At 60.3% G+C, this 13,383-nt stretch carries 14 protein-coding genes; 13 read left to right on the top strand and 1 reads right to left on the bottom strand.

What is annotated here, in order from left to right; translation table 11 throughout:
- The gene (locus C7378_RS13560) at nt 1–1,431 is read right to left on the bottom strand and encodes a DUF5666 domain-containing protein (protein ID WP_131997755.1); all 1,431 of its coding nucleotides are present in this window, start codon (nt 1,429–1,431) and stop codon (nt 1–3) included.
- A 94-nt stretch (nt 1,432–1,525) separates the two neighbouring features.
- Here C7378_RS13560 and C7378_RS13555 point away from each other — a divergent pair, with 94 nt between their 5' ends.
- From C7378_RS13555 to C7378_RS13495, 13 genes are all read left to right on the top strand, one after another.
- The gene (locus C7378_RS13555; protein WP_131997751.1) at nt 1,526–2,101 is read left to right on the top strand and encodes an RNA polymerase sigma factor; all 576 of its coding nucleotides are present in this window, start codon (nt 1,526–1,528) and stop codon (nt 2,099–2,101) included.
- Nucleotides 2,098–2,508 carry a hypothetical protein gene (locus C7378_RS13550; RefSeq protein WP_131997748.1) on the top strand — a complete coding sequence of 137 codons (411 nt, stop codon included), beginning with the start codon at nt 2,098–2,100 and terminating at the stop codon, nt 2,506–2,508. Before C7378_RS13555 ends, C7378_RS13550 begins: the two co-directional genes overlap by 4 nt.
- Entirely contained in the window at nt 2,505–3,068 is a 564-nt protein-coding gene (locus C7378_RS13545) for a periplasmic heavy metal sensor (RefSeq protein ID WP_131997745.1), read from the top strand. The genes C7378_RS13550 and C7378_RS13545 overlap by 4 nt, the downstream gene beginning before the upstream one ends.
- Before the next feature lie 44 nt (nt 3,069–3,112).
- Nucleotides 3,113–3,640, top strand: coding sequence for a 3-hydroxyacyl-ACP dehydratase FabZ (fabZ, locus tag C7378_RS13540; RefSeq protein WP_131997742.1), 528 nt, complete (start codon nt 3,113–3,115; stop codon nt 3,638–3,640).
- Nucleotides 3,637–4,413 (top strand): acyl-ACP--UDP-N-acetylglucosamine O-acyltransferase, encoded by a 777-nt coding sequence (gene lpxA, locus C7378_RS13535; RefSeq protein ID WP_131997739.1) that lies wholly within the window; start codon nt 3,637–3,639, stop codon nt 4,411–4,413. Before fabZ ends, lpxA begins: the two co-directional genes overlap by 4 nt.
- On the top strand, nt 4,414–5,271 hold the full coding sequence (locus C7378_RS13530; protein WP_131997736.1) for an LpxI family protein: 858 nt from the start codon (nt 4,414–4,416) through the stop codon (nt 5,269–5,271).
- A 58-nt stretch (nt 5,272–5,329) separates the two neighbouring features.
- Nucleotides 5,330–5,884 carry a peroxiredoxin gene (locus C7378_RS13525; protein ID WP_243648254.1) on the top strand — a complete coding sequence of 185 codons (555 nt, stop codon included), beginning with the start codon at nt 5,330–5,332 and terminating at the stop codon, nt 5,882–5,884.
- Nucleotides 5,885–6,069: 185 nt separating this feature from the next.
- Nucleotides 6,070–7,032: an aldo/keto reductase gene (locus tag C7378_RS13520; protein WP_131997730.1), complete on the top strand. Its 963-nt coding sequence runs from the start codon at nt 6,070–6,072 to the stop codon at nt 7,030–7,032.
- A gap of 58 nt (nt 7,033–7,090) precedes the next feature.
- Entirely contained in the window at nt 7,091–8,128 is a 1,038-nt protein-coding gene (locus tag C7378_RS13515) for an aldo/keto reductase (protein WP_131997727.1), read from the top strand.
- Nucleotides 8,129–8,303: 175 nt separating this feature from the next.
- Nucleotides 8,304–9,434 carry a cell division protein FtsQ/DivIB gene (locus C7378_RS13510; protein WP_131997724.1) on the top strand — a complete coding sequence of 377 codons (1,131 nt, stop codon included), beginning with the start codon at nt 8,304–8,306 and terminating at the stop codon, nt 9,432–9,434.
- Complete coding sequence (gene ftsA, locus C7378_RS13505; protein WP_131997721.1) at nt 9,431–10,648, top strand: cell division protein FtsA; 1,218 nt, start codon at nt 9,431–9,433, stop codon at nt 10,646–10,648. Before C7378_RS13510 ends, ftsA begins: the two co-directional genes overlap by 4 nt.
- 22 nt (nt 10,649–10,670) lie before the next feature.
- A complete protein-coding gene (gene ftsZ / locus C7378_RS13500; protein ID WP_131997718.1) occupies nt 10,671–11,987 on the top strand; it encodes a cell division protein FtsZ in 1,317 nt (438 codons plus the stop codon).
- Between the two features lie 163 nt (nt 11,988–12,150).
- Nucleotides 12,151–13,365 (top strand): penicillin-binding transpeptidase domain-containing protein, encoded by a 1,215-nt coding sequence (locus C7378_RS13495; RefSeq protein ID WP_131997715.1) that lies wholly within the window; start codon nt 12,151–12,153, stop codon nt 13,363–13,365.
- The last annotated feature ends 18 nt before the right edge of the window (nt 13,366–13,383 follow it).

Raw genomic sequence — 13,383 nt, 5'->3', positions numbered from 1 at the left:
CTAATTCCCCGACTCCTGGTGAATGATCTTCGCTGCCTTGCTGTCGGCTGTGCGCAGCATCGCCAGCACCTCCTGGTACTCGGCTTCCCTGGTCTTCAAGCCGGCAAAGTCGGCGGCATCGTAGTTCCTGGACAGCACGCCCTCGAGATAATTCGGGAGGAGCGGGAATTGCTTCAATGGATCACTCTGGAACTTCTCAGGATGCTTCGCGCTGAGTCGCAGCATCGCGACGGGAGCTTCTCGGGGATCGTAGCCTGCATCGATGACATAGTGCAGGCCTACGCGGTACGCGCTCTCCGTCAAAGGTACCCAGTAATTGTGCTGATAGAGACCATTCGTCGCCACCATCGCCAGCGCACTTCCTTCCAACATGAATGGCATCATGGCGACATTGATCGCCTCTTGAGAGCGTGCCGTCGAGAGGTTGGAGTAGATGTATCTTTCCAGGACAACTGCAATGTCGGCCGACAACAGACAGGCCAGTTGCGCTTCATTATTCAGCCGGGCCAAAACATTGGCAGGAATCAGTATTGTGCCCGCCTGATCCAATGTAGTTACTGGAAAGGTCTTATTCGCCTCAAGCACGATGAAGTGAAAGGAGATCTTTGCAGGATCATTATCCGGAAGGTTTTTCTGCCACTCCGGAATAAGCTTGTTTCCGACAGCGGCTACACGCTTCTGCAAAGCGAGATCCGGCAAGATCCGGATACTATGCAGCAGAAATTTTACCCGTCCGTACTGGTGATGATCGTAGTCGGGATCCTGGATGTGGAAGTCACTCGACTGCTGAAAATGATGCTCCTTTTCACCCAGATCCAGTCTCATGAAATTTACTTTGGTTGCAATGACCTGCCCATTCGCATGGAGTTCCGCTGTATAGCGAATCTGCACATGCGGATCCAAGGTGGTCAGCTCCTCGCCTGTCGGCAAGAGATTTAAAACTGTAGCCGGTGTCACCCGAATCGCGTTGCCGTCGGCATAGATGGTGCCACTCAGATGGCCGTTCTGAACAACCAGTTGCGGCGCCCGATCTTCGATGGCAGCGCCATTTATATGCCGGGGAGCAGTGGCGTGGATTTCAACCTTCGACGCCAGGAACTCATGCGACTTCTTATCAACCCGTCCATAAACTGTGACCTCAGTGCCCCTGCGTAGAAAAGGCGGCCCGCTTTTTCGTTGTTCAATCCGAGCCCCCTGGGCGCCTTCTCCGTTGTCTGGGAGGGAATATGCGGTTGCCTCGGTGAGCCGCACCGGATGTAAGTTGACCTCGATTTCTTCAGCGGAGTGGATACTTGTCACGTAGCCCGTAAAGTTAGGGAGTTGGTCTTCATCCTGTGCAGATACCGGAATTGCAAGGCAGAGAAAAACCAGGAGTGCAGATAAAGGAAAGCGGTTCGCCATAAGTTGACGCGAGTATAAAGGCTCACACATCTTGTATTGCTACTTTTTTCGCCGCCAGCGTTACCAAAGTTGACCTGCATTTCTGCGTAAACTTGCCTGCGGCCTTCCGCGTCTATGCCAGTGAATGGAAGAGATTGCCATCACGGACGCACAGCTCCTACCGCAGGCTGCCCTGCTGAACGCGGCGAACTTCGACGAGGTCTTTCGACTCTACAGTCCTCGCGTCTTCCGCTTCCTGCTGGGGGCGCTCTCTGACCGGGACGCAGCGGAGACGCTGACCCAGGAATGCTTTCTTAAAGCCCATTTGGCCGCAGACGGCTTTCGTGGCGAGTCGAGCCTGCAGACCTGGCTGATGAAGATTGCCGTTAACCTGCTCCGCGATCACCTGCGCAGCCAGCGCTTCCGATTCTGGCGGCGGGCCCAGTCTTCGGCGCTCGACCCGGCTGAGGTAAGCGACTGGCTTGCCGACAGGCAAAGCTCTCCCGAGGCAGCATGCATGGCTCGCGACCAGGTAGCAGGGCTCTGGAGCGCGGTCGCACGGCTGCCCGCAAAGCAGCGCACCGTCTTTGTGCTGCGCTTTATTGAAGACATGGAACTGCAGGAAATCGCCGCAAACACAGGTATGCAGCTCAGCACCGTCAAAACTCATCTCTACCGCGCGACCGCAAAGCTGCGCGAGCAGCTGAAAGGAGGACTATGAAGCACGCCGGACAGCAACTCGACAATAACGTCGAGCGCGCTATCGAACTCTTTCGCGGCGCAATCCATCACGCCGCGGCCCACCCTTTGCCGCAGGCGCCCAGCGCAAAGCAGCTGCAGGAGTATTCGAGCAGAAAACGGCGCCGGCATGTGTCTCGGATGGTGATGACGTGGACGCTCGGACCTGCACTGGCAGCCATGCTGGTGATTGGCATGGTGGTGCGGCCACGGCCAGCTTCGCAGCCAGCTGCCTCGACTTATGCCTCCGACTCTGCACTTCTGGAGCAGGTCAACGAGGACCTGTCGCAGACTGCGCCGGACTCTCTCCAGCCGCTCTATGGACCCTCCGACGGGTCCGCAACCTCAACCACCCACGAGAACGCAACCAATCAAAAGGTGACCCGATGAACGTACTCTTCTCGCGGAAAACACTCACGGCTTTCGGCCTTGCACTTCCGCTCGCTGCCTCTTCCCTTTACGCCCCTGCACTGATGGCACAGATGGGGCCCGGACCCCGCGGAGGCGGTCCGCCGCTGGATCGCGCCCTGGCCGCAGGCCGGCATGGGCGATGGTGGGACAACCCTGCCACAGCTCAGCAGATCGGCATCACCAGCCAGCAGCAGGCGAAGATGGATTCGATCTTTCAGGAGCACAGGCTCAAGCTGATTGACATGCAGGGTGCTCTCGAAAAGCAGGAGACGATCCTTGAACCCCTGCTCCAGCCATCGCAGCTTGACAAGTCCAAGGTGCTGTCGCAGATCGACGCGGTTGCCGACGCACGGGCGGCGCTCGAAAAAGCCAACGCACGCATGCTGCTCGACCTGCGCGAGGTGCTGAGCCCGGAGCAGTGGCAGAAACTGCAGGCCATTGCCCCCATGCCGCCGATGCGGGGACCCGATTTCAGGCATCATGGGCCCGGCGGACCGGGCGATGGCCCGCCGCCTCCCCCTGCTCCACCGCAGCAATAAGGTCTCCACCGCTGCAAGGGGATTTATAATCGCCCCTTGCAGCCATGGATAACCTGAACTTACTCGCCGACGGACGCCAGACGCTCGACATCAATGACCTGATGGCGATTCTGCCGCACCGCTACCCTTTCCTGCTGATCGACCGCGTAGTGGAAGTCGAACGCCGCAAACGCATCGTCGCCATCAAGAACGTAACCATCAACGAGCCTTTCTTCCAGGGTCACTTTCCCGGTTATCCCATCATGCCGGGCGTACTCATGGTTGAGTCGATCGCGCAGGCAGGCGGCGCGCTGCTGCTCACCGAGATTCCCGATCGCGAAGATAAGCTCATGGTTTTCACCGGCATCGAGCGCGCAAAGTTCCGCCGCCCCGTGACCCCCGGCGACCAGCTCCGCATTGAGATCACGGTACTCAACTGGAAGTCACGTGCGGTGCGCATGGAAGGCCGGGTGACGGTCGAAGGCAAACTCGTCTGCGAGGCTATTGTGATGTGCCAGCTGGTACCGCGCCGCCGCGAGGCCGCACCAGCCGAAGTCGCAGAGCCCGCAGCCGCAGTCGTGACTGAAGCGTGAGTATTCATCCCACAGCGATCCTTGCCGAGGGAGCACAGGTTCCCGCGTCGTGCATTGTCGGCCCCTATTGCACGATCGGGCCGAATGTCATCCTCGGTGAAGAGTGCGAACTGGTCTCGCACGTCGTCCTCGATGGACATCTGACCGCCGGGGCGCGCAACCGCTTCTACTCCTTCGCCTGTGTCGGGATTGCGCCGCAGGACCTGAAGTACAGGAACGAGCCCACCGGCGTCGAACTCGGCGACGACAATGTCATCCGCGAATACGTCACTATTTCGCGCGGAACGGCGGGCGGCGGCGGAGCAACACGCATCGGCAGCAACTGCCTCATCATGGCCTACGCGCATATAGGCCACGACTCGATCATCGGCAGCCACTGCATCCTCGCGAATGCTGCAACCCTCGCCGGTCACGTAATCGTCGAGGACTTCGCCACGGTTGGCGCACTCTGCCCAGTTCACCAGTTCTGCCACATCGGGCGCTACGCCTACATCGGCGGTGGCACGACGATCACCCAGGATGTGCTGCCCTATTCGCTGACATCAGCCAGGCGCGAAACCCACGCCTACGGGCTCAACAAAGTGGGGCTTGAACGGCGGGGCTTCTCACGCGAACGCCTGCGAGCGATCCAGCATGCGTACCGGCTGCTCCTCGCCGCGAAGATGAACACTTCGCAAGCCATTGAGAAGCTTCGGAGCGATGGCATTGCCAATGAAGATGTTGCTTACCTGGTCGAGTTCATTGAACGGTCCGAGCGCGGAGTGCTGAAGTAAATGTCGCGCAGGCTCGGTCTAATCGCCGGTAATGGACGCTTCCCTTTTCTACTCCTCGATGCGGCCCGCGCTCGCGGCGTCGAGGTCGTGGTCGCGGCGATCAAGGAAGAGACGGATGCGGAGATGGACGCGCGCGCCGCTGCCGATCCGGGCATCCGCGTCCATTGGCTTTCACTCGGCGAGCTCTCGAAGCTCATCGACACCTTTCATAAGGAAGGTGTCGCAAACGCAGTCATGGCCGGGCAGGTCAGGCACAAGCAGATATTCTCGAGCATCCGGCCGGACTGGCGGCTGGCCAAGCTGCTGCTCTCGCTCAGCACCCGCAACACGGATATGCTGCTCGGGGCGGTGGCCAAGGTCCTCGCCGATGAAGGCATTGAACTCATCTCCTCGACTGCCTACCTGGAACCGCTGCTCGCGAAGTCCGGCGTGCTCACCGCTCGCGCTCCCAGTGAGAATGAAGGCCGGGATATCGAATATGGCCGGAAAGTCGCTGAGGCCATTGCCGGCTTCGATATCGGCCAGACGGTCGTCATCGCCAGCCAGGCCTGCGTGGCGGTCGAGGCTATGGAAGGCACCGACGATGCCATTGCCCGCGCCGGAGCAATCATGCGCTCCCTGTCCGGGGAGGCGTCGGCGCTCGATCGCTCTCTGACAGTCGTCAAGACAGCCAAGCCCCGGCAGGATATGCGCTTTGACGTTCCGGTAATCGGGCTGAAGACAATCGAAACCATGAAGAGTGCAGGAGCAACCTGCCTGGCCATCGAAGCAGGCCGGACCCTGATTTTTGATATGGAGATACTTCGTTCGACGGCAGACGCCGCAGGCATTGCGATTGTAGCCACCGAACGCCGATAATGGAGCGCGCCCGGAAATAGTCGCCGCTATGCGTTCCCGGGCCCCAAGGAGAACGACCGTGTCCAAGATTTCCGCTTTGTTTGCAGCCATCGCTCTGGTTGTCGTCGGCATTGGCGTCTTCACCGTACGCGCCCGCGCCGCTGATGACAACATGCCCCAGGTCGGCCAGATGGCCCCTAATTTCAGCCTGCCTTCGCAGGAAGGCAAGGACGTGAGTCTCAGCAGTATGAAGGGTAAGTGGGTTGTCCTCTATTTTTACCCCAAGGACATGACGACCGGCTGCACCATCGAGGCGCATAACTTCCAGAATGATCTTCAAAAATATCGCGCCATGAATGCCGAGATCGTCGGCGTCAGCGTTGATTCAGTCAACAGCCACAAGCAGTTCTGCGCGAAGGACAGCCTGAACTTTACCCTGCTCAGCGATCAGGACAAGAAGGTCGTAGCCGAGTATGGCTCGATGGCGAACTACATGGGCATGAAGATCGCCAAGCGCAACACCTTCCTCATCAACCCCGAGGGCAAGATTGTGAAGGTCTGGACCGGCGTTGACCCGAACCACCACAGCCAGGAAGTGCTCGCAGAACTCAAGAGCATGCAGAAGAAGTCGTAGAGCCAACTCCTCCGGGCGACTTCGGCAGCGCTTTACCGAAGTCGCCGGATGTATCTCCGCCTCGCCGACCAGAGCCGCTCCGCACTTTATTCGTTTTCGCCCGTGACGCAGGCAATTCAAATCTGAGACAATTCCTCCATAGGCAAGCAAGCCCCGGCCGACCTCCATTTCATGAGGTGTCAACCATGCAACGCCGCGATTTCCTGAAGCAAGCCGCACTCACCACCGCCGCAGCCACCGCCACCAAGCTTTCTGCCGATACAACCTCGGCGTCCCAGGGCAAGATCCCGCGCCGCCCGCTTGGGAAAACGGGCGAACACCTCTCGATCATCGGCTTTGGCGGCATTGTCGTGATGAACGAAACCTCGGACCAGGCCAAGAACATCGTCGCCGAGGCGGTCGATCGTGGCGTCAATTATCTCGACGTGGCCCCGAGCTATGGCGATGCTCAGGAGCGTCTGGGACCCGCACTCGCTCCCTACCGAAAGAATTGCTTCCTCGCCTGCAAGACCGATGGCCGCATGAAGGCGGACTCCCAGGCAGACCTCGATAACTCGCTCAAGCTGCTCAAGACTGACTATCTCGATCTCTACCAGTTTCACGCGCTTACCAAGATGACAGATCTCGATAAATGCCTCGGCCCGGGTGGTGCAATCGAGACGATGGAGGCGGCCAAGAAGGCAGGCAAGATTCGCTACATCGGCTTCTCCGTTCACTCGGTTGAAACGGCGATCGCCGCCATGGATCGCTATCCTTTCGACACGGTCCTGTTCCCGCTGAACTGGGTGCTGGTTTCGCAGGCGAACTTCGGACCGCAGATTGTCGAACACGCGCAGAAAAAGGGCGTAGGTATCCTTGCATTGAAGTCAATGGCCAAAACCGTATGGCCTGCGGATATGAAGAAGGACCACCCGGAGCCGAAGTGCTGGTATCAGCCGGCGAGCTACCCTCACGAGGCATCGCTCGGGCTGCGCTGGACGCTTGGCCACCCCATTACCGCGGCTCTGCCGCCCGGCGACGAACGCTACTTCAGGCTGGCGATGGATGTGGCGCAGAACTACAAGCCGCTCGACCACGGCGAAGAACAGGCCCTGCTTGGGCGCGCGCCCGGGGTGGAGCCGATCTTCCACCTCGGCAACGACGTCTGATCCCTTCGGATCAGACGTCTCTTGCATCGCAGCGGCGTTTCGTTTCATCTATCCAGCTATGGAATACAGACAGCTTGGCGGTTCAGGATTAAAGGTACCGGTGCTCTGCTTCGGCACAGGAACCTTTGGCGGCAGCAACGAGTTCTTCAAGGCATGGGGCGAGACAGACGTCGCAGAAGCGACACGGCTGCTCGATATCTGTCTTGAAGCCGGCGTAAACTTCTTCGACACGGCAGATATCTACTCCGATGGAGTCTCTGAGGAGATTCTCGGCAAGGCGATCGGCAAGCGCCGCGCAGATGTCTTGATCTCGACCAAGACTACTTTTCGCTTTGGAAAAGGCCCAAATGACGCGGGTTCGTCACGGCACCACATCCTGAAGCAAGTGGAAGGCAGCCTCAAGCGGCTCGGCACCGACTATATCGACGTCTACCACCTGCACGGCTATGACGCGCTCACCTCCCAGGAGGAGACGCTGAGCACGCTGAACAATCTCGTGCAGAGCGGGAAGGTACGCTATCTTGCCTGCTCCAACTTTTCCGGCTGGCACCTGATGAAGGCGCTGGGCATCTCGGATAAGTTCGGCTGGGAGCGCTACACCAGCTACCAGGGTTACTACTCCCTGCTCAACCGCGAGTATGAGTGGGAGCTGATGCCGCTGCTGCTTGACCAGAAAGTCGGGACAACCGTCTGGAGTCCGCTGGGCTGGGGACGTCTGACCGGCAAAATTCGCCGGGGACAGCCCATTCCTGAACAGAGCCGCCTGCACAAAACCGCCGACTACGGTCCGCAGGTCTCAGAGGAGCACCTCTATAAGGTCGTCGACGCGCTCGACGAAGTGGCAGAGGAGACAGGCAAGAGCGTTCCACAGATTGCGTTGAACTGGCTGCTGCAGCGGCCGACGATTTCCAGCGTCATCATCGGTGCACGAAACGAGGAGCAGCTGCGACAGAACCTTGCCGCGGCCGACTTCACACTGACTGCCGAACAGGTGGCGAAGCTGGACAAGGCCAGCGAGGTAAAGCCTATCTACCCCTACTGGCACCAGCGCCAGTTCGTGGAGCGGAATCCAACACCGGTCAAGTTTGAGCTATAAACGCAGCGCCTGATGGATCTGTCCGGGGATGCGGAAGCCGATTTCCGCGTCCCTGGGCGGACAGCACATTCCCATCGGAATGTTTCCTCTGCAGATTCCCCGACGCATTTCCTTCAGACACTGCCCCGGCTCGGGTTATAGTCGGAAGTGGCGACTCTCCTGACCTGGCTCGTGCGTGGCAAAACTTAGTGCATTCCCAAGCCGTGCTGCAGCGCTCGACGAAGACGGGCAGCTGGACGATTATCTCCGTCCGGAAGAGGCCTCTACTCCGCGTTCCCGCCGCAAAATTCCTCGTGTGGATGAAGCCTTCGCTGACACTTTTGCCGATACAGATGACGTCAGTGCACTTCCTCGCCCGCGCCGCCGCGTGCCTGTCCGCAAGGGATTTTCTGTAGCGGCGTTTGCCCGCACCCGTGCCGGGCGAATCATGGCAGCCGCATTGGGGCTGGCGGTGCTCGGAGCGATCGCAGCTGCTCTCTTCGCCTTTCACTACTTTCTCGATACTGATCCGCGATTTCTCATCGACTCCTCCGCCTCAATCCAGATTCAGGGCAACAGCGAGGTCACGCGGCCTGAGCTTCTTTCCGTCTTTGGCTCCGATATCGGGCGGAACATCTTTTTCGTGCCTCTGGCCGAGCGCCGTGCGGCACTTGAGCAGCTACCCTGGGTGGAGCATGCGACCGTGATGCGCATCCTGCCCGACCAGCTCCGCGTGGCGATTACCGAGCGCACGCCGGTGGCCTTTGTCCGGCTGGGAAACCATATCGAACTGACCGACGCGCACGGCGTTATCCTGACGATGCCCCCGGCCACCCTCGCCGCGATGCACTACTCCTTCCCGGTGGTTACCGGCATCAATCCCGGCGACCCGGCCTCGATCCGCGCTGCACGGATGAAGATCTATCAGCAGTTCATCGCTGCCATTAATTCCGGGGGCGAACGGCTCTCCGAGGAGCTGAGCGAGGTCGACATCTCAGACCCCGAAGATGTTCGCGCACTGGTACCTGCCGCTGGCTCCGATATTCTGCTGCACTTCGGCGATGACGACTTTCTCGCCCGCTTCCACAATTACCAGGCGCACCTGGCCGAGTGGCGGCAGCAGTATCCAAACCTCGCCGCAGTCGATCTTCGCTATGAACGGCAGGTCGTCCTGAAGATGGCGGACGGCACCGTACCCGGCGACAATTCGCAGCAGGCCGCGAATCCGCCGGCTGCAATCAAACCGAAGGCCGCCGCGGCGCCGGTCCACCATGCGCGCGCGGCACAAGCAGCTCCACGACACCACCCCACAAGGAAGCACGCATGAGCCAGAAGACCAGCCACCTTCTCACCGTGCTCGATGCCGGATCCTCAAAGACCCGGGTTCTCGTGGCAGAAATTCATGAAGGCGCACTTCGCTACCGCAGCCACGCCATCCTAGATGCAGCCGGAATACGCCGTGGGGTGGTCGCAGATCTGAAAGCCGCAACCGGCTCGATCAACAAGGCAGCCATGCTCGCTGAGGAGCAAGCCCAGGAGACCATCGACCAGTGCGTGATCGGGGTGGGCGGCGCGCATGTGCGAGGCCTCAACACCAGTGGCGGCATCAGCCTGGGCAGCCGTCTGCGGGAGATTACCCGCGAAGACGTCCGCGCTGCCGTGGATCGGGCCCGCTCCATTTCCCTGCCGGCCGAGCGTGAGATCCTGCACCTGTTGCCGCAGCAGTTCATCCTCGATGAACAGCCGGGAATCCATGACCCCGTCGGCATGGTGGGCAATCGTCTTGAGGTTAACCTGCACCTCTCCACCTGTTCGGCAGGCGCGCTGCAGAGCATCGTCACCTGCGCCAACAAAGCCGGACTTGAGGTTACGGAGACCGTCTTCGAGGGCGTGGCGGCAGCCGAATCCACTGTCTCCTCCGATGAGCGGGAACTCGGTTCCTGCCTGGTCGATATCGGCGCCGGATCGACCGAACTGGTTGTCTTCTTCGAGGGCTCGGTCGCACATACTTCCGTCATTCCCATCGGGGGCGACCACTTCACCAATGATCTGGCGGTCGGACTGCACCTCTCAGTCGAAGAGGCTGAGTGGATCAAGTGCCGCTACGGCCATGCGGTCGTCACCTCGGTTCCATCGGAAAATGAGCTTGAGGTCACCGGCCTGCCCGGCCAGCAGCCCCGGATCGTGCGCCAGCGCAACCTTGCTGAAATCCTCGAGCCCCGGGCGCGTGAGCTTTTCCACATGCTTCGCGATAACCTGAGACAAGGTGGCGTGCTCGAAGCGCTGGGAGCCGGCTGCATCCTTACCGGCGGAGGAGCGCAGTTGCCGGGCATGCTCGATACTGCCGAGAGCCTGCTGCGCGTGCCGGCTCGTATCGGCACCCCGGTGCCGCTTTCGCGTATGCCGGAAGAATTGATGACGCCAGAATGCTCGGCGCTCGTAGGATTACTGCTGTATGCCCACCGCACCAGTGTGACCCGTGCGGCGGAAGACCATAGTCTGCGCGCCAAGCTGCGCGCCATTTTTGCCGGGAGCATCTAAGCCCCGACCGGAGTTTTTGCCCATGAGTGAGTCTGAAGAGATCCGTATCCAGTACCAGGACGAGATGCCCCGCGGCGCGAAGATCAAGGTCATCGGCGTGGGCGGCGGCGGCGGCAATGCTGTCAACCGTATGATTGCGGCCCGCGTCGAAGGCGTTGAGTTCATTGCTGCCAACACTGACGTGCAGGCGCTGAAGCTCTCCCAGGCACCCGTCAAGCTGCAGCTCGGCGTCAAGCTGACCAGCGGCCTGGGCGCAGGCGCCAACCCCGACGTGGGCCGTCGTGCAGCCCTGGAAGACTCCGAGAAGATCATCGAAGCCCTCGAAGGAGCCGATATGGTCTTCGTGACGACCGGCCTCGGCGGCGGCACCGGCACCGGCGCCGCGCCAGTCATCGCTTCGCTTGCAAGCGAAATGGGCGCACTCACCGTTGCCGTCGTTACCCGCCCCTTCGGCTTTGAAGGCAAGCGCCGCATGCAGCAGGCCGAGCGCGGCATGCAGGAGCTCCTCGACGCGGTCGATACGATGATCGTCATTCCCAATGAGAAGCTGCTCGATGTTGCCAAGGATGCGGGGTTCTTCGAGTCCTTCCGCATTGCCGATGACGTGCTTCGCCAGGGCGTGCAGGGCATTTCAGACATCATCACCATCCCCGGCATCATCAACCGCGACTTCGCCGACGTGAAGACCACCATGGCCGGCATGGGCTATGCCGTCATGGGCACCGCAGTCCGCTCCGGGCCAAACCGCTCGCTCGAAGCAGCGCAGGCGGCAATCTCTTCCCCGCTGCTCGAAGACGGCGCAATTGACGGCGCTCGCGGCATCCTGATCAACATCAGCGGCTCCAGCTCGCTCAAGCTGAGCGAGGTCAATGAAGCCTCTACGCTCATCCAGAACGCTGCCCATGAGGATGCGAACATTATCTTCGGCGCAGTCCTGGATGAAACGATGGGCGACGAAATCAAAATTACGGTCATCGCCACCGGCTTCCGGCTGGAGGCTGGGGAGCAGCGTAATGTTGAGCGCCGCGACCACTCGATGGGCAGCCCGGCCCGCCCCACGCATGCACCGGCACCGCACTATGAGCCCAAGGCTGCGCCTCGCTTTGCCAGCGAAGACATGGACGAAGAGCCGGAGCCCGTTCGCACGGCTGTCTATGCAGAGCCTGAAGACGAGTTTGTGCCGCTGCCGCAGGAGCAGATTTCGACTCCCGCAGCCACTTCGACTGCTGCCGCTGAGCCTGCAGCTCCCGAGCACCACGGCAACTTTGAAGAACGCCACGAGGACGATCGAGGCCAGAGCCTTGACATCCCCGCTTTCCTGCGCCGGGGTGGACTGTAAAGCCGCCCTCGGAGGAAGATACTTTGCTGCCCTGAGAATGTTCCCGTACCGGGACGATTCACTTTTGGGGTATTGCTTTTCTACCCCAGGTCATGAAGACTGCGCTTAGTATTCTGTTATGAAATAGCGGACCTGGAACCGCCCACGCGAAGCAGGAGTGCGGATGAAATATTGGATCAATCTGATTGCGGTGCTGTTGACCCTGCCGGTCTTCGCCTCCACTTCCACCGTCACCACCCACCATCATCGACGGGCCCATACCTCCGCCTCCGTCCAGGACCCCAAGGCAGCCCACACCCACCTGGCCAAGTTGCAACACAGCCGTCGCGTGGTCCGCACGGGCCGCTCTGCCCACCTGCGGCGCACTCATTACACTCACCGTCACCGCTACTATGAGCGCTTTACCGGAAACTCATTTGCGGATGGTGACCTGACGTCCGGCGATATCGTTACAGGGGAAGATCCCGTGGTGCGCCAAGCTGCAATCGATGCGCTCGGCAACATGAACGGCACCGCCGTGGCAATCGACCCGAGCAATGGGCGCATTCTGGCGATGGTGAACCAGAAGCTCGCTTTGTCCAGTGGCGCTGAGCCCTGCTCGACTATCAAGCTTTCAGTAGCACTGGCCGCTCTTGAAGAAGGCATCGTCACCAAAGACACCCCGGTCAACCTCGGCGGCCACTACCACATGAACATGACCGAGGCCCTGGCCCACTCGAACAACCTCTACTTCGAGACGCTCGGGCGCAGACTCGGTTTTGAACGTGTGCGTCACTATGCCAATGAGTTTGGCCTTGGCGAGCTGGCTGGGTATAACATTCCCGGCGAGCAGCTCGGGGTCTACCCCAGCCAGGTACTGCCTGCAAGCGAAGGCGGCGTTGGCCGGATGTGCTCGTTTGGCGAAGGGGTTTCGATGACTCCGCTGCAGCTCGGCGCCATTGTCGCAGCGATCGCCAACGGAGGCACCCTCTACTACCTGCAGCATCCGACCACTCCGCAGGAGGTCGCCAATTTTCAGCCGCGGATCAAGCGCACGCTCGACATTGGAAAGCTGATCCCGGAGATCAGCGACGGCATGCACGCTGCCGTGGAATATGGCACAGCACGGTCGCTCAAGGCGAACTTCAACCAGTTCCCGGTGATGGGAAAGACCGGCACCTGCTCGAATAATGGCACCCGCTTCGGCTGGTTCGCCTCCTATGCAGACACGCAGTACGGCCGCATTGTCACCGTATTCTTCCTCGAAGGCGGACGACCGACCTTCGGCCCCAAGGCCGCTGAGCTTACCGGCTACTTCTATCGCAACCTGTGGGACCACAGCTACTTTGCCGAGAAGCAGACGACCGATGTTCCAACGGCCTCGGCTCCCATGCCGTAACTTTGGCATCCAAATGTA

The sequence above is a fragment of the Acidipila rosea genome, assembly GCF_004339725.1.
GTDB classification, from domain to species: Bacteria; Acidobacteriota; Terriglobia; order Terriglobales; family Acidobacteriaceae; genus Acidipila; species Acidipila rosea.
This window is presented reverse-complemented; position numbering and strand designations above follow the sequence as displayed.